We start from the raw sequence: 25,445 nt of genomic DNA, 5'->3' as shown, positions 1-25,445 counted from the left end.
TCTCTTCGCCACGTTTGCGCATCCCTTTGATGCGCTGCTGGCGGTTGTGGTATTCCGCCGTGACCGGGAAGGCCAGCTGTTTATTGCCATCCCACACGGCTTCGCAGAGATAAGAGCCGTCCAGGCGCCGCACGATAACCTTTCGCGCATCGTGAATGTCGTAACTGATAAGCACCTTGCGGCCGTGCTCGTCGGCCAGCTCCGGCGCGTAGTAAATGTTGTTGAGGAAGCGTATCTCGCAGCGCGCTACGGTGCGTTCCACCTGCGGCATAAACATGTCGCGCAGTTCAAACGGCGTCAGCCATTCCAGCTCGGTATCTTCATTCTCCAGTTTCCAGCGGCGAAACTCTGCCGGGCTGTAATGCCGGCCATCCGCACGCTTGGGCAGTTCGCTATGCGGCCGGTTGTTGTACCACTCGACACCGGATTTAATTTCATCAATCAGCATGTCCCAGGAGGGGAGCTTGCGCAGGGTATTCTGCTGCGAAACGGTCAGTTCATTGCCCTTTGACTGAGCATTCAACGCGGATTTAAGCGCCTTACCGGTCTTGCGCACGGTTTCGCGGTCAGCGCCGGTGCCGTAATAGGTAGCAAAGCGGCGGGCGATGCGCATCGGCAGCGTTCTGTTCAGGCGTTCGATGATGCCGCGGCCCTGCGGGTTGCCGGCGATACCGGTCGGGTGGTCAATCTCCAGACGCCGCAGAATACCGGTAACATCCGCATCCAGGGTCAGGTTGGTTTCACCGGCGCCGTTGTCCGAATAGTAGAGAAATGGTTTGCCATTCCCCGCGATACCGTGGCGCAGCGCGTCGGTCACGGCGATCACGTTCTCGGACAGCGACAGACTCCAGCCGGTGATATAGCGGCAGCTGCCGTCCAGGATAAACGTCACCTCCGGCGAGAACGGTTGGCCGTGATCGGGATGGGCCACTTTCATCTTCATGCCGTGGCCGTCACCGATCCACACGTAGTTAACGGGCAACGTGCACCAGTCGCGGCGAACAAAATCTTCAATCTGACGATATTCGCTGCCGGTCTTGCGGCCGCGTTGCTTAACGATCTCCGGCACTTTCGCCATTACGCGGCAGACGGTGTCGTAGGAGGGCATGACCGCAATCATGACCGGATCATCTTTGTAAGTTTCACACCATTCAGCGCTGAAATTATCCCAGGCCTCTTTCATGCAGATGCCGTTGGGCTGGCAATAATGGCGCAGGTAGTCCGGCAACCAGGCGATCTCTTCGACGTTAATTGGTTTACGTTTACCGGGGGCCAGCGCGATCAACACTTCGGCCGCATTGTTGGTCTGATTGAAGGCCGCGACCCAACGTTTGACGGTGATCTCACTCAGGGCGCGGCTACTGCCCTTTTTAGCGTTGGCAAGCTGCGCGGCCTGTTGCAGTGCCGGCGGCAGTTCCCCTCTGCGCGCATGTTCGACAATCTGACGAATGGCTTTTGCGCAACTGAAACCGGGTTGCTGGCCCAGCGACAGCACCTGTTGGGCGATCATGGCGCGCGCATCAGCAACCTGCCGCTGGTGTTCGGTCAACCGCTGCAGCAAATCATCCATCAACGCCGGGGATTTGCGGCATAGCTCGATAACGGAGACCTGATTCGGATCCCTTTTAACGTGCTTTGGCACCACAACGGCGGTTTCAGCCGGCTGCTCGGCCATCAGCTGCTTGAAATAGCGCTTACGAACGACCTGCTGGGCTGGCTCTGGCAGGCAATCGATGTGATATTCGAATGCCTTGGTGCCTTCGCGGCGACGTACAAGATTTGGGCGATTGGATGCCCGTTTATTAAGCGTCCAGCGTACCCCTTGCACCGTTCCAGGAAGCCCCGGCAGGCCAACCACATCATTCACAGTGACAAACATAAGCTCGACGTCCTATTCGTAACGGCTGGGCCAGATGCGGGCCGGATCCATATTTAGTGCATCGGCGATGATGCGCTCGCCTTTTGGGTAGCTCCGGTACAAGGCATTTTTGAGCGTGTCCGGTTTCAGCCCTGCATTCTTCGACAGTTCACGCAACGTCACGCGTCGCTTATGTAGCTCAGCAACGATATCAATTCTGTGCATATCGCCGTTTACGACTTCATTTCCGTTCATCATTCGATTACCCTAAAAAGTTAACTGCGCGGATAACCCGAGAGGCTAATCCGATGGCATAAGTATTGATCCATAAGTAGTCCAAGTAAAGCAAATTAAGCTGTTTTCTTTGCTTATTTAGCCTATCGCGCATCTTTCAAGTATTTAAATTCCGTAAATTCAAATAGTTAACAGGAAAGGAAAACGATGAAAAAAAAAGAAAACGAATTTGCTTTTCATGCCAATAGCAAAGAAAATTTTCGTGACCGACTAGAAATACTCATTGGCGACAGAAGCATCCGTGCCGCCGCCGCCGCTTGGTCTCTACCGACATCTACAATCAATAACTACTTAAACAAAGGCACAGAGCCCGCTCTGAAAGTAGTTATGCAGATAGCAAACGCGGAAGGGGTTAGTTTGGAATGGCTGGCAACAGGGCTAGATAAAGCTCATTCGACTACAAATAGCCCAAAAACTCCGCCACTGGATCCGATGCGAGATATGTGGGGTTTGATCTTTGACACGATAGGACGGCAGGAAGCGGAAAAGCTCATAAGAGCAATTCACCAGCTGGGAGTACAAGGTATACTAACAGCAATAGATTCAACGGGGTCTCTTGATGTGGCTCTAACAAGCCTACCTCAAGAAGAGAAAGAACGCTTGATGGCCTTACATAATGCGAAAAAAGGGGCATCTGAAGAGTGTGAAATGACAATAGGAAATAGCGCCAACGTCAAACGCAAGCAGGCTGTGAAATGAAACCTTTTGTAAGATGTTTAACACCAAGTATAATGAAGATGCACAGCTTGTTTCAAACGTAACTCAAACCATAGCAACGGTTTATTAAGGCTATTGAAGTAAGTCAGCAGTAGTATCAAAAGAAATGCCGTTCGGCCTACTTTTCAAAAGTGGTATCAAATTCCCAAAATCGGTAACTCTAGGATTTCCCATGAGTTCCCGTAAAATCCCTTCTCTTCCCACAGTATCAAATGATTTACTTCCCTATAAAAAACAACGTGATGAAACCGCGTTGGCGCAGGCTGCCGCCCACGCAATCCTCGGCAGTTATTCATTCTGCATTTTCACGGTGCGTACAGCGAATCATCGTCGTTTTTTATTCGGGCACGGCGTCTGGCGAATTATTATTTTATCTGTCGAGGCGTGCCGAAATAAAATCATCCGTGCCGTGTTATACCTTTATTTCAACCCGCAGGTTTAATCATTCATAAAATAAATTATAAAGTCACGAAAGGAATTTAATTATGATAAATAAAATCATCGAAGGGTATTTACCGCAGCTCACGGCCATTCGGCACGATATTCATCAACACCCTGAACTGGGTTTCGAAGAGTTTCGCACCAGCGATCTGGTGGCGGATTATCTGAATTCGTGGGGCTATGAGGTGCACCGCGGATTGGCGGGCACCGGCGTGGTGGGCACGCTGCGGGTGGGCGACGGCGTTAAACGCCTAGGATTGCGTGCCGATATGGACGCCTTGCCGATCGAGGAGAACAACGGCAAGCCCTGGAGCAGCAGCGTGGCCAACTGCATGCACGCCTGTGGCCATGACGGCCACACCACCATGCTGCTCGGTGCCGCTCGTTACCTGGCGCAAACGCGCAACTTCAACGGCACGCTGCACCTGATTTTCCAACCGGCGGAAGAGATGCTGAACGGCGGCGCGCGCATGGTCGAACAGGGGCTGTTCGAGCGCTTCCCCTGCGACGCCATCTTCGCCATGCACAACATGCCGGGGATGCCGCTCGGCGAGTTCTTCTTCCAGCACGGCCCGTTTATGGCCTCGATGGATCAGTTCAACGTGCGGGTGCAGGGGCACGGCGGCCACGGTGCCATTCCGCAGCTGACGGTCGATCCGGTGCTGGTGGCTTCGCATATCACCGTCGCGCTGCAGAGCATCGTTTCGCGCAATATCGATCCGCTGGAGGCGGCGGTGATCACCGTCGGCAGCATCAAGGCCGGTGAGGCGGCCAACGTGATCCCGGACAGCGCGGAGATGAAGCTCAGCGTGCGCTCGCTGGATCGCCAGGCGCGCGCCACCTTGCTGGCGCGCATTCCGGCGCTGATCGAGGCGCAGGCGGCAAGCTTCGGCGCTCACGCGGTGGTGGAACACGTTAACGGCACACCGGTACTGGTCAACGACGAAGCGATGACCCGTTTCGCCCACCGCGTGGCGCAGCAGCAGTTCGGCGATGACCGCGCACACTACGGCGCCCGGCCGCTGATGGGCAGTGAAGATTTCGCCTTCATGCTCGATGCGCATCCGCAGGGCTGCTACCTGATCATCGGCAACGGCGATGGCGAAGGCAGCTGCATGGTGCATAACCCGGGATATGACTTTAACGACGGCTGCCTGGCGGCCGGCAGCCAGTATTGGGGAGCGTTGGCGGAAGCGTATTTAAAATAAACTCGAAAATAATAACAGGGAAGGTAATGATGAGTGAAAATATGGCTGAAACCCAGGCGGTAATAATATCGGCCCCGAAGGCCAGCGGCAAAAAGGTCATATTCGCCGCCTCCTTCGGCAATGCGCTGGAGTTTTTCGATTTCGGTATTTATAACTTCTTCGTTATTTACATCAGCGTATTATTCTTTCCGCCGTCCAGCGATCCGCATCTGGCGTTGCTGTTGGCGTTTGCCACGTTCGGCGTCAGCTTCTTCATGCGGCCGCTGGGCGGCATTCTGATTGGCGCCTATGCCGATCGCCATGGCCGCAAGCCGGCGATGATCCTGACGATTTCCTTGATGAGCCTGGGCACGGCGATGATCGGCTTTGCGCCGACCTACGCCAGCGCCGGCTATTGGGGAACCGTCACGCTGGTGGCGGCGCGCCTGATCCAGGGTGTGGCGGCGGGCGGCGAGGTGGGGGCATCGATGTCGTTGCTGGTGGAGTCGGCGCCGCCCAACCGGCGCGGCTTCTATTCCAGCTGGTCGCTGGCGACGCAGGGCATCGCTACCGTGGTCGGCGGCGTCACCGCGCTGGCGCTCAGCGCGGCCTTGCCGGTGCTTTCCGGCGAACCGAACGCCATGGCCGAGTGGGGATGGCGCATTCCTTTCTTTATCGGCGTGGCGCTGGCGCCGCTCGGTTGCTGGCTGCGCCTCGGGTTGGAGAGCGATCGGCCGTCGGTGTCGCGGGCTCACGAGCCGCCTGCGCAGTTGCGCAAGTACTCGCGGGCGGTGGTGCTCGGCGTGATGTTGACCATCGGCGCCACCGTCGCCACTTACATCTCGATGTATTATCTCGGCACCTACGCGGTGAAATACCTGGGGATGGCGCAGGCCTACGGCTATGCCGCGATGCTGCTGGCGGGCCTCGTCACCTTCGGCGGCAGTCTGCTGGTCGGGCACTGGTGCGATCGTTACGGCCGTTTGCCGCTGATCCGTGGGTCGCGGATCGCGATTCTGATCGTGGCCCTACCGGCGTTTTGGTGTCTGAGCGCGGTACCGCATCCGGCGGTGCTGCTGCTGATTGTCGCGGTGCTGGTCGGGTTGACCACGCTCGGTTCGGTGCCGACCATGCTGATGATTTCGGAGCTGTTCCCGCAGCGCATTCGGGCGTTGGGGTTTGCCTTGGTCTACAGCCTTGGGGTGGCGATCTTCGGCGGCTTCGCCCAGTACATAGCTTCGCAGTCGATCGCGCTGAGCGGTTCGCTGCTGGCGCCCGCCGTCTATCTGATGCTGGCGACGCTGGCTTCGCTGGCGGTGCTGCCGCTGCTGCGTGAAACCGGCGGTGAGCCGCTGCACTAGTCGAAAAAAAACGCCGGCGGTTTTCACCGTCGGCGCTTTGCGTTGCGGCCGTTTCAGGCTGGCGTTCAGGCCGCCGGACGGGCGATCACGCTGCGGGTTTCCATGCGCACTTCGGCGATGGTGACCTGCAAGGTGTCGCTCTGGCGGTAAACCACTTCACCCTTGATCTGCACGGTGCCGGTTTCCTGGCTGCACTGCATCTCGTCGCGCACCGCGTGAATAAACGGTGCCGGGATGAAGGCAACCGCACCGTTGTCCAGCAGGCGCACGCGCAGGCCGCCGCGGGTCACGTCGATGATCTCGGCGTTGAAGCGGGTATCGGTACCGGCCTTGTCCTGCAGGAAGCGGGCGTACAGCCAGTCGCCGACGTCGCGCTCCGCCATGCGGTTCAGGCGGCGGCGTTCCGCCAGCTGCACCGTCACGTCATCCTGCGGTTTTTCTGCCGGCTGCTGGTTGATGATCGCCTTCAGCAAGCGATGGTTGACCATATCGCCGTATTTACGGATCGGCGATGTCCAGGTGGCGTAAGCCTCCAGACCCAGACCGAAGTGTGGCCCCGGCGTGGTGCTGATCTCGGCGAAGGTCTGGAAGCGGCGGATGCGGCTGTCGAGGAACTGGGTCGGCTGCGCATCCAGGTGGCGGCGCAGTTCGCAGAAACCGTCGAGGGTCAGCAGCTTCTCGGCCTCGGCTTCCACGCCGTTGGCCTGCAATACGGTGACCGCTTGCTCGACCAGAGCAGGATCGAAACCGGTGTGCACGTTGTACACGCCGAAGCCCAGGCGATCGCGCAGCACGATGGCGGCGCAGACGTTGGCGGCGATCATGCACTCTTCAACGATGCGGTTGGCGCTGCGGCGTTGCTCGGTAACGATCTCGAGCACGTCGCCTTTTTCACCCAGCACGAAGCGGTAGTCCGGGCGGTCTTTGAACACCAGCGCATGCTGATGGCGCCAGGCGTTGCGCGCGTCGCAAACGCGCTTCAGCAGGGTGATTTGTTGCGCGACGGCGTCGCTCGGCGGCTGCCAGCCGGCAATGCCTTCCAGCCAGTCGGAGACTTCGTCGTATACCAGCTTGGCTTTGGATTCGATCTCGGCGGCGAAGAACTGAATATCCTCGCCCAGCGCGCCGTCGGCGGCGATGGTTACGCGGCAAGCCAGCACCTGGCGGCGCTCGTTAGGGCGCAGCGAGCACAGGTTGTCCGACAGATCGCGCGGCAGCATCGGGATGTTGAAGCCCGGCAGGTAGTTGGTGAAGGCGCGCACACGGGCGATATCGTCCAGCTTGCTGCCTTGTTCGACGTAGGCGGTCGGATCGGCGATGGCGATGGTCAACTGCAGCGAACCGTCGCCGTTGTCGGTCACATACAGCGCATCGTCCATGTCTTCGGTGCTGGCGCTGTCGATGGTGACGAATTCGAGCGCGGTCAGGTCTTCACGCACCAGCGCAGCGGCCGGCTCGCTGAGAGCCTGCATCTCCGGCGCTTCTTTCTCCAGGTTGTGACGCGCCAGCGTCACCCACCATGGGGCGAAATGGTCTTCACCTTCGGTGATAAAGTGGGTCAGATCGGCGTTGAAGCCGCGATCGCCTTTCAGCGGGTGACGGCGCATTTCCGCCACCGCCCAGTCGCCGGCCTGGAAGTTGTGGGTCAATTCACGCACCGGGCGGCACGGAATCGCATCTTTCAGCAACGGATGATCGGGCACGATGGACAGACGGTCGTCGCGCTTTTGCACGCGGCCGACAAAGCGCGACAGGAACGGCTCGACCAGGGTTTCCGGCTCGGCGATTTCGCGCTCTTTCTCGGTGTGCAGGGTGGCGATAATGCGATCCCCGTGCATGACTTTCTTCATGTACGGCGGCGGAATGAAGTAACTTTTTTGACCGTCTACTTCAAGAAAGCCAAAGCCTTTCTCAGTCCCTTTCACTACGCCTTCAACGCGCGGGGTCTGAGAGTGAAGTTGCTGTTTAAGCTGCGCCAGCAGCGGGTTATCTTGAAACATATCGTCCAGTGAATGGGTTGTGAGTGGCAAGATTTGCGGCTGACAGTTTTACGCGAATCACCCGCTGCGAGCAAGCCTAACGTCACGGAACCCCGCGTTGCCACGCGATTTTGCGCAAGAATGGTCAATCGGAGTGCTATCGATGGAAAACCCCGGCGCGAAGGCCGGGGTGAAGGGCGGGTGGCGATCAGTCCCGCAGCGGCGTCGGCTGCAGGATTTCAATCCAGTAATCGTCCGGATCGCGAATGAACGCCACGTAGTTCATACGGCCTTCATGCAGGCGCTTTTGGAAGGTGACGCCGAGGCGCTCAAACCGCTCGCAGGCGGCGCGCACGTCCGGCACCGTGACGCACAGGTGGCCAAAGCCGCGCGGCTCACCGTTGCCGTTGTGGTAATGGAAATCGGCCTGATTTTCGGTGCCGTGGTTATGGGTCAGCTCGAGAATGCCCGGCTGGCTCAGCGCCCAGCGTTTGCGCTCATCGTCGTCCTGCGGGATCTGTTCACGCGGGCTGCGCGTCAGGTAGCAGATGGTAAAAGCGGCTTCTTCGAACGTTTCCAGATAGACCGGGGTAAAGCCCAGCACGCGGGTGTAGAAATCCAGCGCTTTGGTCAGATCCTTCACGCGGATCATGGTGTGGTTGAACACGTAACCGTCGGTTACCGCGTCCGGTTGGGCCGCCACGCCGGGCAGCGTCAGTAGATCATTCAGTGGCATCAGAGATCCTCCTCAGGGTGTCGGCAGACTGTAGGTGAAATCGATGCTAATCTAAAGTGATTGTTTTTAACTAAAACACTAACTAAAAGTGAATGATAGATGAAGCTGAGCCAGCTGAAGTTTTTCTGTACCGTGGTGGAGCACAAAACCATCGCCGCCGCCGCGCGCGAGCTGCACTGCGTGCCTTCCAACGTCACGCTGCGGCTGCGCGAACTGGAGGAGTCGCTGGGCGGCGAACTGTTTTTCCGCGACAAGAATCGGCTGTACGTCAATCCCAAAGGGCGGCTGTTCTATCAGCAGGCGCGCGACATTGTGGCGCAGGCGGAGCGCAGCAAGCAGCTGTTCGCCGGAGAACACCAACATGGGCTGCTGAACCTCGGGGCGCTGGATTTTTCGCTGGTCAGCCACTTACCGGCGCGCATTGCCCGGCTGCGCCGTTTACAGCCTAATCTGCACATCAACGTGCTGAGCCGCGACTCGCTGGTGCTGGAACGCATGCTGATCGACAGCGATCTCGACCTGGCGATCACCGACGGCCCGATTGAACATCCGCTGCTCGCCAGCCAAAAAGCATTCGATGAACGGCTGGTATTGCTGATGCCGGCTGATGCCGGGGAACCCGACGCCGCCACGCTGGCGCCGCTGGAGTTTTACACGTTCAGCCGCGAATGTTCGTTTCGTCTGAAGGTGGATCACTGGCTGGCCTCGCGTGGGCTGAAACCGCGCATGACGCTGGAAATGGAGTCTTATGCCGCGATGGCGGCCTGCGTACAGGCCGGTTGTGGTGTCGCCTGCGTCCCCGGTTCGTTGCTGCCGCTGATCTTGCCGGCGCCGGGGCTGAAGGTGGTGGAAATGGGCGAAGAGGGGCTGAGCGACCTGTATTTCGTCTGGCGACGGCATCAGCTGTCGGACGAATTGCAGACCATCCTGGGGATATTGGCGCGCCCGGCGTGAACCGGGCGCGCATTTTCAGGCGATGCGCAGCGAAGGTTGCTGTTCGCTGCGGCGGATCACCACCGGAATCGACTTCGAGGTCGGGGTACCGGTGCCGTCGCCGAAGCTGGCCAGCGGCACCAGCGGGTTGGTTTCCGGGTAGTAGGCCGCCAGGTTGCCACGCGGAATGTCGTAACTCACCAGCTTGAACCCGTCCACTTTGCGCACCACGCCGTCGTTCCACAGGGTTTCTATCTCTACCCGTTCGCCATCCTGCAGGCCCAGCACCGCCAGATCCTCCGGATGGATGAACAGCACTTCGCGTTGACCGTAAACGCCGCGGTAGCGGTCATCCAGACCATAGATGGTGGTGTTGTACTGATCGTGCGAGCGCAGCGTTTGCAGGGTGAACGGTGCTTTCTCGCTGCCCAGCTGTGGGAACAGGGTGGTCGGCAGCGCGGCGGCGCTGAACTCTGCCTTGCCGCTCGGCGTGGCGAAGCGCAGTTCGGCGGCGGCATTGCCGAGGTAGAAACCGCCGGGCTGGTCGCAGCGCCGGTTGAAATCTTCGAAGCCGGGAATGGTGGCGGCGATGTGATCGCGGATCAGCGAATAGTCGTCGGCCAATTCCAGCCAATCCAGCTGCTGGGTGCCCAGCACCGCGTCGGCGATGCCGCAGACGATCGCCGTCTCCGAACGTTGGGTCTCCGCCAGCGGCTTGCCGATGCCTTCCGAGGCGTGGACCATGCTGAATGAATCCTCGACCGTAATGTACTGCGAGCCGCTGGCCTGTATGTCCAGCTCGGTGCGGCCGAGCGTCGGCAGGATCAGCGCGTCTTTGCCGGTCACCAGGTGGCTGCGGTTAAGCTTGGTGCTGATATGCACCGTCAAATCGCAGTTGCGCAGGGCACGGGCGGTGCGTTCGGTGTCCGGTGCCGCGGCGGCCAGGTTGCCGCCCAGCGCGATCAGCACTTTCACTTCGCCGCGCAGCATCGCTTCGATCGCTTCCACCGTGTTGTGGCCCAGCGCGCGATTGGCGGTGAAGTTAAAGTGGCGCTCCAGGCTGTCGAGCAGCGCCTTCGGCGACTTCTCGTCGATCCCCATGGTGCGGTTACCCTGGACGTTGCTGTGACCGCGTACCGGGCACAGGCCGGCGCCCGGTTTGCCCAACTGCCCGAACAGCAGCTGCAGGTTGGTGATTTCACGCACCGTCGCAATAGAGTGTTTATGCTGAGTCACGCCCATCGCCCAGGTGCAGATCACCCGTTCGGCGCCCTGATAGGTGGCCGCCGCCTGGTGCAGCTGCGCCTCGCTCAGGCCCGACTGCGCGGTAATGGTCTGCCACTCGGTGGCGTCTACCTGCGCCAGGTAAGCCTCCACGCCGACGCTGTGCCGTTCGATAAACGCCAGGTCGAACAGGGCGGACTCGCCGGCGGCCAGACGCTGACGGTGGGTTTCCAGCAGGGCTTTCACCATGCCGCGCACCGCCGCCATATCGCCGCCCAGATTCGGTTGGTAATAGGAAGAGCTTATCGGCGAGGATTTTGGCGTCAGCATCTGTACCGGATCCTGCGGATCGGCGAACCTTTCCAGCCCGCGCTCGCGCAGGGTGTTGAAGCTGACGATACGCGCGCCGCGTCGGGCGGCGTTCTTCAGGCTGTGCAGCATGCGCGGGTGGTTGGTGCCGGGGTTTTGGCCAAACACGAAGATGGCGTCGGCCTTTTCGAAGTCATCGATGCGGATGGTGCCTTTGCCGACGCCGATGCTCTGCTTCAGCCCGACGCCGCTCGCCTCGTGGCACATATTGGAGCAGTCGGGGAAGTTGCTGGTGCCGAGCATGCGGCCGAACAGCTGATAAAGGTACGACGCTTCGTTGCTGGCACGGCCCGAGGTATACAGCTCGATCTGGTTCGGGTTGTCCATGCCGTTGATGTGTTTGGCGATCAGCGCCAGCGCGTCCGGCCAATGGATAGGTTCATAGTGGTCGGTTTCGGCGTTGTAGCGCATCGGATGGGTGAGGCGACCCTGATACTCGAGGAAATAGTCGCTCTGCTGCTGCAGCGTGCTGACGCTGTGGGCGGCGAAGAACTCAGGCTCCACGGCGCTGCGCGTCGCTTCCCAACTGACCGCTTTGGCGCCGTTTTCGCAGAAGCTGAAGGTGCTGTGATTGTCGTCGCCCCAGGCGCAACCGGGGCAGTCGAAGCCGCGAGCTTTGTTGACGCGCATCAGGTTGCGCATGTTTTTTAGCGTTTGTTTACTGTCGAGGACAAAGCGGGTGGTGGCTTCAAGCGAACCCCAGCCGCCCGCCGGGCCGGTATAAGGCTTGATTGACGGTTTGAATTTCATGGTGACACTTCGCAGGTGGTTGTAGCTAAAAAGTAAACGCTTTTTTATGCGTCTTGCGTATTTATGTCACAAGTTTAGGGGCGCTGCGGGGTGGCGTCTAATCGAATGGGGCAATGGCGGCATAGAGCGCATCTATCGCCGGCGGGCGGTGCCGTAAACAAATGGTTGCATAAAGACACCCGCTGCAAAAGAGTAATGGTTTCGTCTGAAAGTGAATTCATGCAGTCTATCTCGCGGATTATATTGGCATTTTATTCAGCCTGCGGGCCTGAGGAACACAGCGTGAAGCGTTCAGTATCAGTGGTAATCGGCGGCATATTGCTGCCTTTAGCGGCGCAGGCGGCGGAAACGACGCCCAATTTTCCTACCATGACCCCGCCGGCGATAGACGCCGCCTCTTACGTTTTGATGGATTACACCACCGGCCAGGTGTTGGCCGCCGGCAATGCCGACGAACGGCGCAACCCGGCCAGCCTGACCAAACTCATGACCGGGTTGGTGATCGACCACGCGCTCGATCAGCACAAGATTGGCCTCGACGATGTCGTCACCGTGGGGAAAGACGCCTGGGCGCAGGGCAACCCGGTGTTCAAAGGATCTTCGTTGATGTTCCTGAAGCCAGGTGACAGGGTCACGGTACGCGATCTCAGCCGCGGTATCATCATCGATTCCGGCAACGACGCCTGCGTAGCGATGGCGGATTATGTGGCGGGTAGCCAGGCCAACTTCGTCAAGCTGATGAACGAGAAGAGCGCGCAGCTGGGCCTGCAGAACACCCATTTCGAAACGGTACACGGGCTGGATGCGCCGGGGCAGTTCACCACCGCCGGCGATCTGGCGGTGATTGCGCGCGCCATCATTATGAGTGAACCGGCGGAATACCATATGTACAGCGAGAAGTCGCTGACCTGGAATGGCATCACGCAGCAGAACCGCAATGGCCTGCTGTGGGATAAGACGCTGCACGTCGATGGGCTGAAAACCGGGCACACCGCCTCGGCCGGCTTCAACATCATCGCCTCCGCCACCGAAGGGGATCGCCGCCTGATCGCCGTGGTGATGGGCGGCAAAAGCGCTAAAGGGCGTGAGGAGCAGGCGCGTAAGCTGTTGACTTGGGGGCTGCGCGACTTTGCCACCGTACACCTGTTCAGCGCCGGCCAGAGTCTGGGGGAAGAGCCGGTCTGGTACGGCGAGAATCACCGGTTACCGGTCGGTAGCGCGCAAGAGCAGTCGCTCAGCCTGCCGAAAAGCGAGGCGGACAAGCTGAAGGCGCAGTACGTGATCAATGCCGCACGGCTGGAAGCGCCGATTGGCAAAGGGCAGACCGTTGGCGAGATCCGCATCAGCGACAATGGCCAGGTGGTGAAAACCTTGCCGCTGGTGGCGCTGCAGGCGGTGCCGCAGGGCGGCGTGTTCTCGCGCCTGGTGGATTATGTGAAGCTGAAGCTCTGACTCGCCGGGCGGACGACGGTGCCCGGTGGTATACTGGTGCGAATGCCGATCATTGAGCCGCGCTATGGATATTAAACAACTGATTTATTTGTGTAATTTAGAACGAGAACGTCACTTCGGCCGGGCGGCGGAGGCCAGCTTCGTTAGCCAGCCGACGCTATCCATGCGATTGAAAAATCTGGAAAAAGAGCTGGGTGTTTCGCTGATTAACCGCGGCAACCATTTCGGCGGTTTTACCGCCGAAGGCGAGCGGGTGCTGGCGTGGGCGCGTGAGATCGTCTCGGTTTACCAGGGGCTGAAGCTGGAGGTGGAGTCGCTCAAGCACGGCTTGCACGGCACGCTGCGCCTTGGCGTGGTGCCGCAGTGCAGTATCTCGGTATCGGAAATGCTCAAGGCGGTCAGCGAGCGTTACCCGCATCTCGATTACCGGCTGGCGGTGCTGAGCGCCGATCAGCTGCTGGAGGCGCTGACGGCGCATACCGTCGACATCGGCATCGGTTTTTTCGAGCTGTCGACCTTAAAGGAGCTGCACTTCCAATCGCAACCGCTGGTGGAAACCGGCGTCGAGCTGGTATTTCATCCGCAACACTTTCCGAAGCTGGTGGGCGATACGCCGTTGCCGCTGGAAGCGGTGGCCGCTTTGCCGCTGTGCCTGGCCGAGCCGACGCGTTATTTCCGCCGCTATCTCGATCAACACTTCCGCGACGCCGGGTTGACGCTGCACACGCGGCTGGAAACTGCCTCGATCTTCCAACTGCTGGAGGGGATTTTCGTCGGCCTGGGCTGCGGGCTGTTTCCGCGCGGCCAGCTGCAATCGCCGCTGATGCCGGCGTTGCAGCGCCGTCCGGTGGCCATCGGCGCCATGCCGCGTCATGCGGCGGTGGTGGTCGATATGGCAGAGCGCGCCACGCCGTTGGCGCAAAAATTCTTCGACGCCGCCAGCGAGTGGCTGCGTCAGCAGAATGTCTAAAACGCGGCGTATCACGGCCGGTAATCAGGCCGCGTAGCGGTCTTCAGTCGGCGGCGATGAAAGATTCGGCATCGCCCAGCGTTTGGCGCAGCCGATTTTCCCAGGCGTAGAGCGCGGCGGTGAGGATCACTTCCAGCGCCTGTGCCTGATTCAGGCCGCTGTTGAACAACGGCTGCACGCTCTGCGGGGTAAATTTCTCCGGTGCGCGCGTCAGCTCGGCGGCGGTGTGGATCACCGCGCGTTTGACCGTGTCCTCGGTAGATGCCAATCCCTGAGGCAGCCCGGCGAACAGCGCCTGTACCAATCCGTCATCCTGCAATTCATGCGCCACCGTAGCCGCGCAGTAGCGGCTGCCGTTGATGCGCGAGACCGCCAGCGTTGCCAGCGCTTTCAATCGGCTCGACAACCCGTACCCTTCGGCATTGATGCCGTTAAACACGCCGTTGCGCTCACGCAGTGCGGCGGCATCGTGCGCCAGCAGCAGGTAATAAGATTCGGCGCGCGCCTGCGGGTGGCTCTGATCCAGCACGTCAAGCTGTTCGGCGGCGGCGGCTTCCGTGTCGATTGGCGGCAGGCGCGCAGTCCAGCTTAACTCTTCGGCACTGAAAGCGACGCCATCGGCGTCTTCGACGTTCGGGAAGCCGGGCACCACCACCGCCGGTCGGCCGGCCAACGCCGCTACGCCCGCCACCACGCGCGCTTGGTAGCTGACAAAACCGATGATTTGCGAAAAGGTGACGATATCCGCCGGGCTCAGCCCGACGTCGCCAAGCTGCTGCAGCGCTCTGCGGCAAATCAGCGTGGGCTGGCTGGCGAGCTGGCGGGCGTATTGGGTGATCTGGGCGAGGCGGATATTGCTTTCCCGGGAGGCGTCCGGGCTGTGCAGCGGGGAGAGGCGGGCGGCGTAGTGGCTACAGAGCGATTGCACGCCGGTCACCTGAGCGACGGTCAGCGCGGTGCTGAGGCGATCATAGGGTGACAATGTCACGTACCGTGATAGCGACACTTGGTCGGGAAACAGGGCGTGGTAACCGGCCAGCGAGGCGTTGAATACCCCGGCGCGGGCGCCGAGCGCAGCGTTTAACGCTTCATCGGCGAAGGCGCCCAGCCCCAGCAAAAAACGATCGCGCAGGGTAGCCGCCTGCGGCTCCAGCGGCGCATCGCCCCGCACGCTGCTTTGGGTTTCGTGATACCACTGGGCATTATGTTGTCGACGGAGTCGTTCCATAGGGTCAATCCTTAATCATGAGCAACAGCCACCGGTGCGTGCGGCAGCGGCGGCTGGACAAAGAGTCAACATGCCCGCAGGCGGGGCGAAAGGCAGATTTAGCGCAGCTCATCGCAGCACAGCGCGTGGCCGTAAACAGAGAAACCGGCGGCCAGCGTGAGCAGAAACTGCGTGAGGCGGCGATGGCGAAGGCTGTTCATCAGTGCGATATCCTGTCGTATGAGAGGCTCAACGTAGGGGATATCCTCACCGATCGCCCTGGCGAGATAAAATAATGTTACGGACTAATCAATAACTGAAAGGAATAAAATATAAGGATATATAACAAGAATGTAATTTGTATGTGCGTTTTCTCGCTAAGCGGCAGGCACGCGCGGCAATAAAAAACCCGCCGCAGCGGGTTTGCATGTACAGCCGTGGCTCAGAAACGCCCGCCGTCACGTCGCCAGGCGTCGGCGGTCAGCGCCTCGCCGAAGTGGCTGGCGATAAGTCGCTTGGTCAATTCGTGCAGCGGCGCCGCCAATACCTCGGCGGTGCTGCCGCGCTCGACGATTTCCCCTTCGTGCATCACCAGCACCTGGTCGCTGATATGCTTCATCATGCCGAGGTGCTGGGTGACATAGATATAGGAAATACCGTGTTTTTCCTGCAGCTCCAGCATCAGGTTGATGATTTGCGAGCGCATCGACATGTCCAGCGAGGCCAGCGCCTCATCGGCGACGATCACTTTCGGCTGCAGGATCAGCGCACGCGCCAGCGCGACGCGCTGTTTCTGCCCGGAAGCCAGCATGTGCGGATAGTAGTAGGCGTGATCCGGCAGCATGCCGACCTGGCGTAATGTCTGGTTGATGCGCTGCTCGCGCTCGGCGGGTTCCAGACTGGTGTTCAGCCGCAGCGGCGCGTCCAGCAGCTGGCCGATGCGCTGGCGCGGATTGAGCGAGGTGCTCGGATCCTGAAAAATCATGCGAATGCGCTGGCTGCGATAGCGATAATCGCCGAATTCCAGCGGATGATCGTCGATCAGCAGTTCGCCTGCGGTCGGTTCCACCATGCCGGAGAGCATCTTCGCCAGCGTGGATTTGCCGGAGCCGTTCTCGCCGATTACCGCCAGCGTCTGGCCTTCGCGCAGGGTAAAGCTGACCGATTTCACCGCCTCGACGTGCTGGCGGCGGAACAGACCGGTGCGGTAGCGGTAGGTTTTGCTCAGGTTGCGCACTTCCAACAGCGTTTCCATGTTATTGCTCCTCCATGTTCAGCGGGAAGTGGCAGGCAAAGAAGTGGTTTTTGACCGGGCGCAGGCGTGGTGTTTCGATGCACTTCTTCTGTGCGTAAGGGCAGCGCGGCCCCAAGCGGCAGCCGATCGGCAGGTGTTCCAGCGAAGGAATGGCACCCGGCAGCGTGTTCAACCGGCTCTTGTGCGGCAGCGAGCGGCCGAAGTCCGGCATAGCGCGGATCAGCGCCTGGGTGTAAGGGTGGTGCGGCGCCGCCAGCAGCTCTTCGCACTGGGCGCTTTCCACCGTTTGCCCGCAGTACAGCACGTTCACCCGGTCGGCCCACTTGCTCATCATCTGCAAATCGTGGCTGATCAGCAAAATGGTGGTGTTGTTGTTCTGGTTGAGGCGCGCCAACAGGCGGAAAATCTGCGCCTGGGTGGTTGGCTCCATGGCGTTGGTCGGCTCATCGGCGATCAGCAGGCGCGGCTGGTTTGCCAGCGCGATGGCGATCATCACTTTCTGGCACTCACCTTCGGTCAGCTCGTACGGGAAGCTGCCCATGATGTCGTCGTGATCCTTAATGCCGACGCGGTGCAGCAGTTCGATGGCGCGGCGTTTGCGCCAGTTGAAGCGCTGCCACCAGCGGCCCTTGTAGGTCCAGCCCGGAATGGCCTGCGCCAGCTGGCGGCCGATGCTTTCGGAAGGATCCAGACAGGACTGCGGCTCCTGGAAAATCATCGAGACGTTGTGGCCCACCAGCCTGCGCCGCTCGCGCGGGCTCAGCTGCAGCAGATCGATGTCGTCGAAGCGGAAACGGTCGGCGGTGACGCGCCAGTTGTCTTTGGTTACGCCGCAGATGGCTTTGGCGATCAGGCTCTTGCCGGAACCCGATTCGCCCACCAGGCCGCGCACCTCGCCCTCGGTCAGCGTCATGCTGACGCGATCGACCGCCTTGACCGGCCCTTCGGCGGTCATAAATTCAATCGTTAGATTGCGGATATCGAGTAACGGCATTATTCCACCCCGGCATTGATTGCGCGGCGCATACCGTCGCCTAACAGGTTAACCAGCAGCACGCTGACGAGGATGGCCGCGCCGGGCAGCATCACCGTCCAGGGCGCGACGTACACCAGCTCGAGCGAATCGCCGAGCATCGCTCCCCATTCCGGCGAAGGCAGCTGCGCGCCGAGATCGAGGAAGCCGAGCGCGGCAATATCCAAAATGGCCATCGACAGCGCGCGGGTGAACTCGGTCACCAGCACCGCTGCAATGTTCGGCATCACTGCGTACCACAGGATCTGCAGCGTGGAAGCGCCATCAAGCCGCGCCGCCACCACGTATTCTTTATCCAGCTCGTCGTGCACCGCGCTGTAGATGGTGCGCACCATGCGCGGCAGCAAGGCGAGCCATACCGCCAGCATGGCGTGTTCAAGTTTGGGACCGATAAACGCCACCACCACGATCGCCAGAAGCAGCGAGGGAATGGACAGCAGGGTATCGAGAATGTGGTTGAGTACCGCCGAGCGCAGCCCGTGAGTGACGCCGGCGAACACGCCGAGGATCACCCCGCAGAACGCCGCAGCCAGCGTCACCGCCAGCGCCGAGCCGAAGGTGGCGGCAGTGCCGGTCAGTAGCCGGCTGAGGATGTCGCGCCCGAGATCGTCGGTGCCGAGAAAGAACGACACGTTGCCGTAGCGTGACCAGGAAGGCGGCAGCAGCTGATAACCGAGGAACTGCTGATCCAGAGCGTAGGGCGCCAGCAGGCTACCGAACAGCGACAGCAGCAGCAGGGCGATCACGCCGTAAAAACCGATCATCGCCAGCGCGTCGCCGTAGAAAATCCGCCAGGTGTAGCGCAGCGGGCTCGGCATCTTTTTCTCGCGGTATACGTTATCGAAGGGCATACCATTCCTTATGTTTCAGCGGGTTGGTTGCCGCACCCAGAATGTCGGCCAGGACGTTAATGGTGATCACCAGCGTGCCGACCACCATGACGCCGGCGGAGATCGCCGCATAGTCCTGCTGGCGAATGGCGTTGATCAGCCACCGGCCGAGGCCCGGCCAGCTGAACACCACTTCGGTGATCATCGCCAGCGTGAGCATGGTGGAGAACTGCAGCCCCAGCTTGGGCACGATCGGCGGCAGCGCATTGTGCAACACGTGGCGGCGAATGATGGTGAAGCGCGACAGGCCGCGGGTGGCGGCGGCCTTGATGTAGTTTTGGCTCAGCACGTCGTCGGTGCTGATGCGCATCAGGCGCACCACTTCGGTGGTGGGCGCCACCGCCAGCGCGGCGATCGGCAGGATCATGTGGCGCAGGGCGCTGCCGATCATCTCGGCGCGGTATGGCGAGTCCGACAGCCAGGCGTCAATCAGCGCGAAACCGGTGATCGGCTTCACCTGATACAGCAGGTCGAAACGGCCGGAAACCGGCAGCCAGCCCAGGTGCAGCGAGAAGAACAGCATCAGCAGCAGTGCCAGCCAGAACACCGGCATCGAAAAGCCCAGCAGCGCGAAGGTGCTGATGGCGGTGTCCTGCCATTTGCCGCGCAGCACGCCGGCGATGATGCCCAGCGGAATGCCGATAAACAGCGCCAGGGCGAAGGCCAGCAGGCACAGTTCCATGGTAGCCGGGAACACTTCGCGCAGCTGTTCGCTGATCGCCTGGCCGTTGATGCTGGAGACGCCGAAGTCCCAGTGCAGCAGGCTGACGAAGTAGAACTGATAGGCGTCCAGCAGGGCGGCGCCGTTCAGCGGCGCGCGCGGCGTGAAATAGCTCAGGCTGAAGCTGACCAGCGTCAGGAAGAACAGCGTGATCAGCAGCAGCAGAATGCGGCGCAGGGTAAAGATAATCACTTTTTCACCTCCGGCGCGGATTCACGGTACACCCCGGCGAACGAGGCGTTGCCGAACGGGCTTAGCACCAATCCCTTGATGTCGTAGCGGTAGGCCTGCAGCCGCAGGGAAGAGGCCAGCGGCAGCACCGGCAGTTGCTGCTCGAGGATCTTCTGCGCCTTACGGTAGTTGTCGATGCGCTGAGACAGCTGCTGCGACAACAGCGCGTTCTGCAACACCTCGTCGAAGCCCGGGTCACACCAGTGAGCATAGTTGGTTTGCGAACGGATTGCCGCGCAGCTCAGCAGCGGCCGGAAGAAGCTGTCCGGGTCGTTGCTGTCGGTGGCCCAGCCGGTCAGGGTCAGATCGTGGTTCATCTCCATCAGGCGCGCCTCCTGGAAGCGCCCCTCTACCGGCACGATGGTGACGTTGATGCCCACCTGGCCGAGATCGGCCTGGATCAGCTCGGCGGTTTTCAGCGGGCTCGGGTTGTAAGATTGCGAGGCGGTCGGCACCCACAGCTTCAGGTTCAGTTGGCCGACGCCGGCCTGCCGCAGCATTTCGCGCGATTTGGCCGGATCGTACTCGGTGACGTGCGCGTCGTTGTCATAGGCCCAGGAGGCGCGCGGCAGGATTGAGGCGGCGGTTTCCGCCGTGCCGTAATAGATCGACTGCATCAACCGCTGGTTGTTGATCGCCAGCGAGATCGCCTGGCGCACGTTGAGGTTGTCGAGCGGCGGTTTGCGGGTGTTGAACGCCAGGTAGGCGATGTTCATCCCCGGGCGCAGCGTCAGGCGCAGGCGCGGATCGTCGCGCAGGATAGACAGCTGGCTGGCCGCCGGATAGGCCAGCACGTCGCATTCGCCGGTCAGCAGCTTGGAAAGGCGGCCGGTGCCGCCTGCGCCCAGATCGATCACCACCTGCGGCATGCGCGGCAGGCCTTTCCAGTAGGCGGCGTTGCGCGCCAGGCGAATATATTGCCCCGAGCGGTATTCATTGAGCAGGAACGGGCCGCTGCCGACCGGCTCGCGGTCGATCAGCTCCTGGTGGCCTTCGCGCGTCAGCGTGTCGGCGTATTCAGCGGACAGCACCGGCGCGTAGTGGGTCGCTAGGTGCCACAGGAACGAGGCGTCCGGCGACTGCAGGCGGATCTCCACCGTGTAGTCGTCGAGCTTTCTCACGCTCTGCACCGAATCACCGAACTGCAGGCTGTCGAAATAGGGGTATTCGCCGCCGTTGACGTCGTGATACGGGTGTTTTTGGTCAAATACGCGCGCGAAGCTGAACACCACGTCGTCGGCGTTCATCTTGCGGGTGGGCGTGAACCAGGCGGTGGTCTGGAACGGCACGTCCTTGCGCAGATGGAAGCGGTAGGTGGCGCCGTTGTCCAACACTTCCCAGCTTTGCGCCAGCTCGGGGATCAGCCGGTAGGTGTAGGGATCGACATCCAGCAGGCGATCGTACAGCTGGGCGGCCAGGGTATCCACCGTCAGGCCGCTGCTGGCCATTTGCGGGTTAAAGGTATTCAGTATGCCGCTGACGCAATAGACAAAGCCGCTCTGGCGAATGTCCGGCAGCGGCGCCGCGGCGGGCGCGGGCGGTGTTGTCGCGGCCAAGGCGGAGCCGGTAAAGCACAACGACACTATCCAAAGGGGTAAACCACGCATAGGGGCTCATGGGTTAATCAGCAATAGCGTTAGTGTATCGCACTCTGACCGGCAGCCCAATCCATTGAGCAAAATCGCTGAGTTTTCTGCTACTTGATTAATCAGGCCGCCCAACGGCGTGAAAAAAATCTGATTTGATATGTTATAACATAACAAAATCATGATACCGTTCCCCGGCAAAGTCACAATAACGCAAGGGGATGTATGAACGAAGTTGCACTTCCACCACGCCGTTCGCTGCCGGACGCTCAGGCATGGCGCGGCGAAATGAGTGATGTCGGGCTCGATTGGGTCGGGATGCAAGGGATCGCACTGCCGCTGGAGCTGGCCGGCAAGCCACTGATGGCCAAAGTCGACGCCGGCATCAACCTGCGCGCCGAAGCGGCGGGCGAACGCGGTATTCACATGTCGCGCCTGTATCTGGCGCTGGATGAATTGACGCAGGGCGAGCTGACGCCGCAGCGCATCGGCCGAACGCTGCAGGCCTTTCTGGATTCGCAGCCGGAACACAGCGATCGCGCCAAACTGGCGATCGGCGGCGAGCTGCTGTTGTCGCGCCCGGCGTTGCTGTCGCCGCAGCGCGGCTGGAAGGCTTACCCGCTGCGCATCGAGGCGACCCTGAGGAACACGCTGACGCTGGCGCTGACCGTCGGTGTGCCTTACTCCTCTACCTGCCCGAGTTCGGCGGCGCTCAGCCGTCAGTTGGCGCAGCAACAGTTTCAGTTTGATTTTGAACAGGCGGCGGAGCGGGTCAGCCAACGCCAGGTGAGCGAGTGGCTGTTGGAGCAGGGAATGCCGGCCACCCCTCACAGCCAGCGCAGCTGGGCCTGGGTCACCGTGACGCCCGAGAATGAACGGGCGTTCGAACCGGTGAAATTGATCGACCGCATCGAACACGCGCTAGGCACGCCGGTACAAACGCTGGTGAAACGCTGCGACGAGCAGGCCTTCGCGCTGGCCAACGGTCAGAACCTGATGTTTTGCGAAGATGCGGCGCGCCGTCTGTATCGCATGCTGCGCAGCCAGTGCGATTACCGCGCTTTCTCGCTGCGCGTCGAGCATCAGGAGAGCCTGCATGCCCACAATGCGGTGGCGGAGTTGAGCTGGCGGGGAGAAAATCATGTTGCGTAAAAATCCCAGCGGCCATCTGCCGCAGGTCTCGCCGCTGGCCTACATCGATCCCACCGCCATTATTTGCGGCCGGGTGATCGTCGAAGATTTCGTTTACGTCGGCCCTTATGCGGTGATCCGCGCCGACGAGTTGAACGCCGCCGGCGACATGGAGCCGATCGTCATCGGCTCGCACTCCAATATTCAGGACGGCGTGGTGATCCACTCCAAGAGCGGGGCGGCGGTCACCATTGGCCGTTACAGCTCGATCGCCCACCGCGCCATCGTCCACGGCCCGTGTCGCATCGACGATCGGGTGTTTATCGGTTTCAACAGCGTGCTGTTCAATTGCCACATCCAGTCCGGCTGCGTGGTGCGTTACAACGCGGTGGTGGACGGCGTGACGCTGCCTGAAAACCGCTATATCCCCTCGACCGAGCGCGTAGGGCCGGACAGCGACCTGTCGCGCTATCGCCAGGTCGATCGCGGCGCGCTGCAGTTTTCGGAAGAAGTGGCCGCCACCAACGTTGAGCTGGTGCGCGGTTACCAGGCATTACGCAATGAATTTTAATGAGGCTCCCATGAAACAACTTCCCGTGACCGTGCTTTCCGGCTTTCTCGGCGCCGGCAAAACCACGGTGCTGAACCACATCCTGAACAACCGGCAGGGTATGCGCGTGGCGGTGATCGTCAACGATATGAGTGAGGTGAACATCGACGCCGCGCTGGTGGAAAATGCCGTGCATCTCGATCGCCAGGAAGAGAAGTTGGTGGAGATGAGCAACGGCTGCATTTGCTGCACGCTGCGCGAAGACCTGCTGGTCTCGGTGCGTGAGCTGGCGCAGGACGGACGTTTCGATTACCTGCTGATCGAATCGAGCGGCATCTCTGAGCCGCTGCCGGTGGCGGAAACCTTTACCTTTGAGGACGAAAAGGGCGAAAGCCTGTCGCAGTTCGCCCGGCTGGATACCCTGGTGACGGTGGTAGACGGGGTGAATTTCATCCAGCAGTACCAGCAGGCGCAAAGCCTGCAGGAGGCCGGCCAAAGCCTGGGCGAGGACGATCTGCGCAGCGTGGCGGATCTGCTGATTGAGCAAATTGAGTTCTGCGACGTGATCCTGGTCAGCAAGACCGATCTGTTGACGCCATCCCAGCAAGGCGAAGTGATGGCGCTGCTGGCCAGCCTGAACCCCGATGCCCGCATTGTGCCGATCGCGCCGGGCAAACTGCCGCTGGAGGCGGTGCTGAATACCGGCAGCTTCAGCTTTGAAAAGGCGCAGCAGGCGCCCGGCTGGCTGAAAGAGCTGCGCGGCGAACACGTACCGGAAACGGAAAACTACGGCATCAGCAGCTTCGTCTACCAGGCGCGGCGGCCGTTTGCGCCGGACAAGTTTTACCGCGTGATCAACGGCGATTGGGGCGGCGGCAAGTTGCTGCGCTCGAAAGGCTTTTTCTGGCTGGCGACGCGGCCGCGGCAGGCCGGGCAGTGGAGCCAGGCAGGGGGCATCGCCCACTACGGCCTCGCGGGCACCTTTTGGCGCGCCATTCCGCAAGATATTTGGCCGCAGGATCCCGAAGCGCGGGCGCACATTCAGGAAAAATGGGTGGAGCCGTTCGGCGATATGCGCTAGGAACTGGTGTTTATCGGCCAGCATTTGCAGCAGGCGACGATCGTGCGTTTGCTGGACGACTGCCTGCTGAGCGACGATGAAATGGCCGCCGGCGTGGACTATTGGCTGGACATGGCAGACCCGTTCCCTGAGTGGTAATTGCGCAATCTTCGTGTGGTAATGAGAAAAATTCTCAACAAAGTGCTTTACAGACGATACTGATAACTATTATCATCGCCTGGCAGTTCACGGAAGGCCACAGTTTGCGGCTCTGATGTGGAAGGCACGACATTGCTCACATTGCTTCCAGTGTTTTTTAAGCCAGCTCGGGTGCTGGCTTTTTTTTTGCCTGTTATTCCTCGTCCGCTTCGCCGTTTTGCAGCAGCGCATGCTTTTTCAGCATGCCGCGCAGCTGGTGATAGGTGAGCCCCAGCAGCTGCGCCGCCTTGCGCTGATTGAAGCGCCCCTGCTGCAGCGCCGCTTCGATCAATGCCTTCTCCTGCTCGAGCTGCCAGTGTTTCAAATCCAGCGGCAGCGGCGGTAACGCGCCGGCGTCTTCAGGAACGGGCGCGACCGGCGTGGCCTCGCGTGGTGCAAACGGGTTGATGACGATGTCGTCCAGCGGGCTGTCGCTGTCGCCGTGGCGATAAACCGAGCGTTCCACCACGTTTTTCAGTTCGCGCACGTTGCCCGGCCAGCCATACTCGAGCAACGTTCGCCTGGCATGCTCGGTAAAGCCGGGAAACAGCGGCAGCGCCAGCTCGCGGCACATTTGAATGGCGAAATGCTCGGCCAGCAGCATGATATCGGGCCGCCGTTGGCGCAGCGGCGGCAGCTGCACCACGTCGAACGCCAGCCGATCCAGCAGATCGGCGCGGAATTTGCCCGCCGCCGCCAGCGCCGGCAGATCGTCGTTGGTGGCGCACACCAGGCGCACATCCACCCGCAGCGGCTGGCTGCCGCCCACGCGCTCCAGCTGGCCGTATTCGATCACCCGCAGCAATTTCTCCTGCACCAGCATCGGCGCGGTCGCCAGCTCATCGAGAAACAGCGTGCCGCCGTCGGCGCGCTCGAAGCGCCCCAGATGGCGCTTTTGCGCGCCGGTAAACGCGCCGGCCTCGTGACCGAACAGCTCGGAATCCAGCAGGTTTTCATTCAGCGCCGCGCAGTTAAGCGAGATGAACGGCCCTTGCCAGCGGTTGGAGAGGTAGTGCAGACGGTGGGCGATCAGCTCCTTGCCGGTGCCGCGCTCGCCGATCACCAGCACCGGCTTGTTCAGCTTGGCGACCTGGGAGACTTGCTCCAAGACTTCGACAAAGGCGTTTGCCTCGCCCAACAAATTCTCTGGCTGTTCGTTCATGATGAAATTCGCCAATGTTTGGTGAAAATAATCACTCTACAGCAAGCGCGCAGAGAGTCAAAAAATAATATTCGTTATTTTTCAATGATATAAAAGTTGGCACGGGTTTTGATTATATCTTTGGGCAAGCTGTACGACTTAACGCGGCGC

Annotated in this window: 21 protein-coding genes and 1 pseudogene; 10 read left to right on the top strand and 12 right to left on the bottom strand. The window is 60.6% G+C overall.

Going from position 1 to position 25,445, the window contains the following annotated elements:
* Positions 1–1,879: transposase (locus AC4PR2_RS18225; RefSeq protein WP_492175338.1), on the bottom strand; the 1,879-nt coding region annotated here is incomplete at its 3' end.
* Positions 1,880–1,891: 12 nt separating this feature from the next.
* Positions 1,892–2,113, bottom strand: a complete 222-nt coding sequence (locus tag AC4PR2_RS18220) for a helix-turn-helix domain-containing protein (RefSeq protein WP_492175339.1) — start codon at positions 2,111–2,113, stop codon at positions 1,892–1,894.
* Positions 2,114–2,299: 186 nt separating this feature from the next.
* Between AC4PR2_RS18220 and AC4PR2_RS18215 the strand changes: the two genes are divergently transcribed.
* The 4 genes from AC4PR2_RS18215 (at position 2,300) to AC4PR2_RS18200 (ending at position 5,858) form a co-directional block, all read left to right on the top strand.
* Positions 2,300–2,851 carry a helix-turn-helix domain-containing protein gene (locus tag AC4PR2_RS18215; RefSeq protein ID WP_492175337.1) on the top strand — a complete coding sequence of 184 codons (552 nt, stop codon included), beginning with the start codon at positions 2,300–2,302 and terminating at the stop codon, positions 2,849–2,851.
* A 190-nt stretch (positions 2,852–3,041) separates the two neighbouring features.
* Positions 3,042–3,311 (top strand): hypothetical protein, encoded by a 270-nt coding sequence (locus tag AC4PR2_RS18210; protein ID WP_492175336.1) that lies wholly within the window; start codon positions 3,042–3,044, stop codon positions 3,309–3,311.
* 43 nt (positions 3,312–3,354) lie between these two features.
* Entirely contained in the window at positions 3,355–4,518 is a 1,164-nt protein-coding gene (locus tag AC4PR2_RS18205; RefSeq protein WP_330112814.1) for a M20 aminoacylase family protein, read from the top strand.
* A gap of 29 nt (positions 4,519–4,547) precedes the next feature.
* Positions 4,548–5,858: an MFS transporter gene (locus AC4PR2_RS18200; protein WP_330113585.1), complete on the top strand. Its 1,311-nt coding sequence runs from the start codon at positions 4,548–4,550 to the stop codon at positions 5,856–5,858.
* A gap of 65 nt (positions 5,859–5,923) precedes the next feature.
* Here AC4PR2_RS18200 and AC4PR2_RS18195 read toward each other — a convergent pair whose 3' ends face one another.
* On the bottom strand, positions 5,924–7,858 hold the full coding sequence (locus AC4PR2_RS18195) for an exoribonuclease II (protein WP_187322469.1): 1,935 nt from the start codon (positions 7,856–7,858) through the stop codon (positions 5,924–5,926).
* Between the two features lie 187 nt (positions 7,859–8,045).
* Positions 8,046–8,573, bottom strand: coding sequence for a lactoylglutathione lyase (gene gloA / locus AC4PR2_RS18190; RefSeq protein WP_015378023.1), 528 nt, complete (start codon positions 8,571–8,573; stop codon positions 8,046–8,048).
* A gap of 99 nt (positions 8,574–8,672) precedes the next feature.
* Here gloA and AC4PR2_RS18185 point away from each other — a divergent pair, with 99 nt between their 5' ends.
* Complete coding sequence (locus AC4PR2_RS18185) at positions 8,673–9,527, top strand: LysR family transcriptional regulator (protein WP_330112813.1); 855 nt, start codon at positions 8,673–8,675, stop codon at positions 9,525–9,527.
* Positions 9,528–9,542: 15 nt separating this feature from the next.
* Here the strand turns inward: AC4PR2_RS18185 and AC4PR2_RS18180 are convergent, their stop codons facing one another.
* Positions 9,543–11,849 (bottom strand): FdhF/YdeP family oxidoreductase, encoded by a 2,307-nt coding sequence (locus AC4PR2_RS18180; protein ID WP_330112812.1) that lies wholly within the window; start codon positions 11,847–11,849, stop codon positions 9,543–9,545.
* 282 nt (positions 11,850–12,131) lie between these two features.
* Between AC4PR2_RS18180 and dacD the strand changes: the two genes are divergently transcribed.
* Complete coding sequence (gene dacD / locus AC4PR2_RS18175) at positions 12,132–13,301, top strand: serine-type D-Ala-D-Ala carboxypeptidase DacD (protein ID WP_060430144.1); 1,170 nt, start codon at positions 12,132–12,134, stop codon at positions 13,299–13,301.
* 64 nt (positions 13,302–13,365) lie between these two features.
* Positions 13,366–14,271, top strand: coding sequence for a LysR family transcriptional regulator (locus AC4PR2_RS18170; protein WP_025303008.1), 906 nt, complete (start codon positions 13,366–13,368; stop codon positions 14,269–14,271).
* Positions 14,272–14,314: 43 nt separating this feature from the next.
* Here AC4PR2_RS18170 and AC4PR2_RS18165 read toward each other — a convergent pair whose 3' ends face one another.
* From AC4PR2_RS18165 to sapA, 6 genes are all read right to left on the bottom strand, one after another.
* A complete protein-coding gene (locus tag AC4PR2_RS18165) occupies positions 14,315–15,499 on the bottom strand; it encodes a CMD domain-containing protein (RefSeq protein ID WP_330112811.1) in 1,185 nt (394 codons plus the stop codon).
* A 421-nt stretch (positions 15,500–15,920) separates the two neighbouring features.
* Positions 15,921–16,733 carry a putrescine export ABC transporter ATP-binding protein SapF gene (sapF, locus tag AC4PR2_RS18160; RefSeq protein ID WP_033648455.1) on the bottom strand — a complete coding sequence of 271 codons (813 nt, stop codon included), beginning with the start codon at positions 16,731–16,733 and terminating at the stop codon, positions 15,921–15,923.
* A 1-nt stretch (position 16,734) separates the two neighbouring features.
* Positions 16,735–17,727 (bottom strand): putrescine export ABC transporter ATP-binding protein SapD, encoded by a 993-nt coding sequence (sapD, locus tag AC4PR2_RS18155; RefSeq protein WP_019452674.1) that lies wholly within the window; start codon positions 17,725–17,727, stop codon positions 16,735–16,737.
* Positions 17,727–18,617, bottom strand: coding sequence for a putrescine export ABC transporter permease SapC (sapC, locus tag AC4PR2_RS18150; protein ID WP_060418571.1), 891 nt, complete (start codon positions 18,615–18,617; stop codon positions 17,727–17,729). Before sapC ends, sapD begins: the two co-directional genes overlap by 1 nt.
* Positions 18,604–19,569: a putrescine export ABC transporter permease SapB gene (gene sapB, locus AC4PR2_RS18145; RefSeq protein WP_004930575.1), complete on the bottom strand. Its 966-nt coding sequence runs from the start codon at positions 19,567–19,569 to the stop codon at positions 18,604–18,606. The genes sapC and sapB overlap by 14 nt, the downstream gene beginning before the upstream one ends.
* Entirely contained in the window at positions 19,566–21,215 is a 1,650-nt protein-coding gene (gene sapA / locus AC4PR2_RS18140) for an ABC transporter substrate-binding protein SapA (protein WP_060418574.1), read from the bottom strand. The genes sapB and sapA overlap by 4 nt, the downstream gene beginning before the upstream one ends.
* A 204-nt stretch (positions 21,216–21,419) precedes the next feature.
* Between sapA and folE2 the strand changes: the two genes are divergently transcribed.
* From folE2 to zigA, 3 genes and pseudogenes are all read left to right on the top strand, one after another.
* Positions 21,420–22,346: a GTP cyclohydrolase FolE2 gene (gene folE2, locus AC4PR2_RS18135; protein WP_197804138.1), complete on the top strand. Its 927-nt coding sequence runs from the start codon at positions 21,420–21,422 to the stop codon at positions 22,344–22,346.
* On the top strand, positions 22,336–22,896 hold the full coding sequence (locus AC4PR2_RS18130) for an LbetaH domain-containing protein (RefSeq protein ID WP_025303003.1): 561 nt from the start codon (positions 22,336–22,338) through the stop codon (positions 22,894–22,896). The genes folE2 and AC4PR2_RS18130 overlap by 11 nt, the downstream gene beginning before the upstream one ends.
* Positions 22,897–22,906: 10 nt before the next feature.
* Positions 22,907–24,094, top strand: a pseudogene (gene zigA, locus AC4PR2_RS18125) (zinc metallochaperone GTPase ZigA).
* A 193-nt stretch (positions 24,095–24,287) separates the two neighbouring features.
* Here zigA and pspF read toward each other — a convergent pair.
* Positions 24,288–25,295: a phage shock protein operon transcriptional activator gene (pspF, locus tag AC4PR2_RS18120; protein WP_060419675.1), complete on the bottom strand. Its 1,008-nt coding sequence runs from the start codon at positions 25,293–25,295 to the stop codon at positions 24,288–24,290.
* Between the last annotated feature and the right edge of the window lie 150 nt (positions 25,296–25,445).

It is taken from the genome of Serratia sp. A07 (assembly GCF_058725505.1).
The sequence above is the reverse complement of the archived record's forward strand: the minus strand, read 5'-3'. Positions and strand labels throughout refer to the sequence as shown.

Bases quoted from the DNA above. Each gene is read 5' to 3' on its own strand.
- AC4PR2_RS18220 (WP_492175339.1), bottom strand. From the start codon at position 2,113: ATGAACGGAAATGAAGTCGTAAACGGCGATATGCACAGAATTGATATC.
- AC4PR2_RS18215 (WP_492175337.1), top strand. From the start codon at position 2,300: ATGAAAAAAAAAGAAAACGAATTTGCTTTTCATGCCAATAGCAAAGAA.
- AC4PR2_RS18210 (WP_492175336.1), top strand. From the start codon at position 3,042: ATGAGTTCCCGTAAAATCCCTTCTCTTCCCACAGTATCAAATGATTTA.
- AC4PR2_RS18205 (WP_330112814.1), top strand. From the start codon at position 3,355: ATGATAAATAAAATCATCGAAGGGTATTTACCGCAGCTCACGGCCATT.
- AC4PR2_RS18200 (WP_330113585.1), top strand. From the start codon at position 4,548: ATGAGTGAAAATATGGCTGAAACCCAGGCGGTAATAATATCGGCCCCG.
- AC4PR2_RS18195 (WP_187322469.1), bottom strand. From the start codon at position 7,858: ATGTTTCAAGATAACCCGCTGCTGGCGCAGCTTAAACAGCAACTTCAC.
- gloA (WP_015378023.1), bottom strand. From the start codon at position 8,573: ATGCCACTGAATGATCTACTGACGCTGCCCGGCGTGGCGGCCCAACCG.
- AC4PR2_RS18185 (WP_330112813.1), top strand. From the start codon at position 8,673: ATGAAGCTGAGCCAGCTGAAGTTTTTCTGTACCGTGGTGGAGCACAAA.
- AC4PR2_RS18180 (WP_330112812.1), bottom strand. From the start codon at position 11,849: ATGAAATTCAAACCGTCAATCAAGCCTTATACCGGCCCGGCGGGCGGC.
- AC4PR2_RS18170 (WP_025303008.1), top strand. From the start codon at position 13,366: ATGGATATTAAACAACTGATTTATTTGTGTAATTTAGAACGAGAACGT.
- AC4PR2_RS18165 (WP_330112811.1), bottom strand. From the start codon at position 15,499: ATGGAACGACTCCGTCGACAACATAATGCCCAGTGGTATCACGAAACC.
- sapF (WP_033648455.1), bottom strand. From the start codon at position 16,733: ATGGAAACGCTGTTGGAAGTGCGCAACCTGAGCAAAACCTACCGCTAC.
- sapD (WP_019452674.1), bottom strand. From the start codon at position 17,727: ATGCCGTTACTCGATATCCGCAATCTAACGATTGAATTTATGACCGCC.
- sapC (WP_060418571.1), bottom strand. From the start codon at position 18,617: ATGCCCTTCGATAACGTATACCGCGAGAAAAAGATGCCGAGCCCGCTG.
- sapA (WP_060418574.1), bottom strand. From the start codon at position 21,215: ATGCGTGGTTTACCCCTTTGGATAGTGTCGTTGTGCTTTACCGGCTCC.
- folE2 (WP_197804138.1), top strand. From the start codon at position 21,420: ATGAACGAAGTTGCACTTCCACCACGCCGTTCGCTGCCGGACGCTCAG.
- AC4PR2_RS18130 (WP_025303003.1), top strand. From the start codon at position 22,336: ATGTTGCGTAAAAATCCCAGCGGCCATCTGCCGCAGGTCTCGCCGCTG.
- pspF (WP_060419675.1), bottom strand. From the start codon at position 25,295: ATGAACGAACAGCCAGAGAATTTGTTGGGCGAGGCAAACGCCTTTGTC.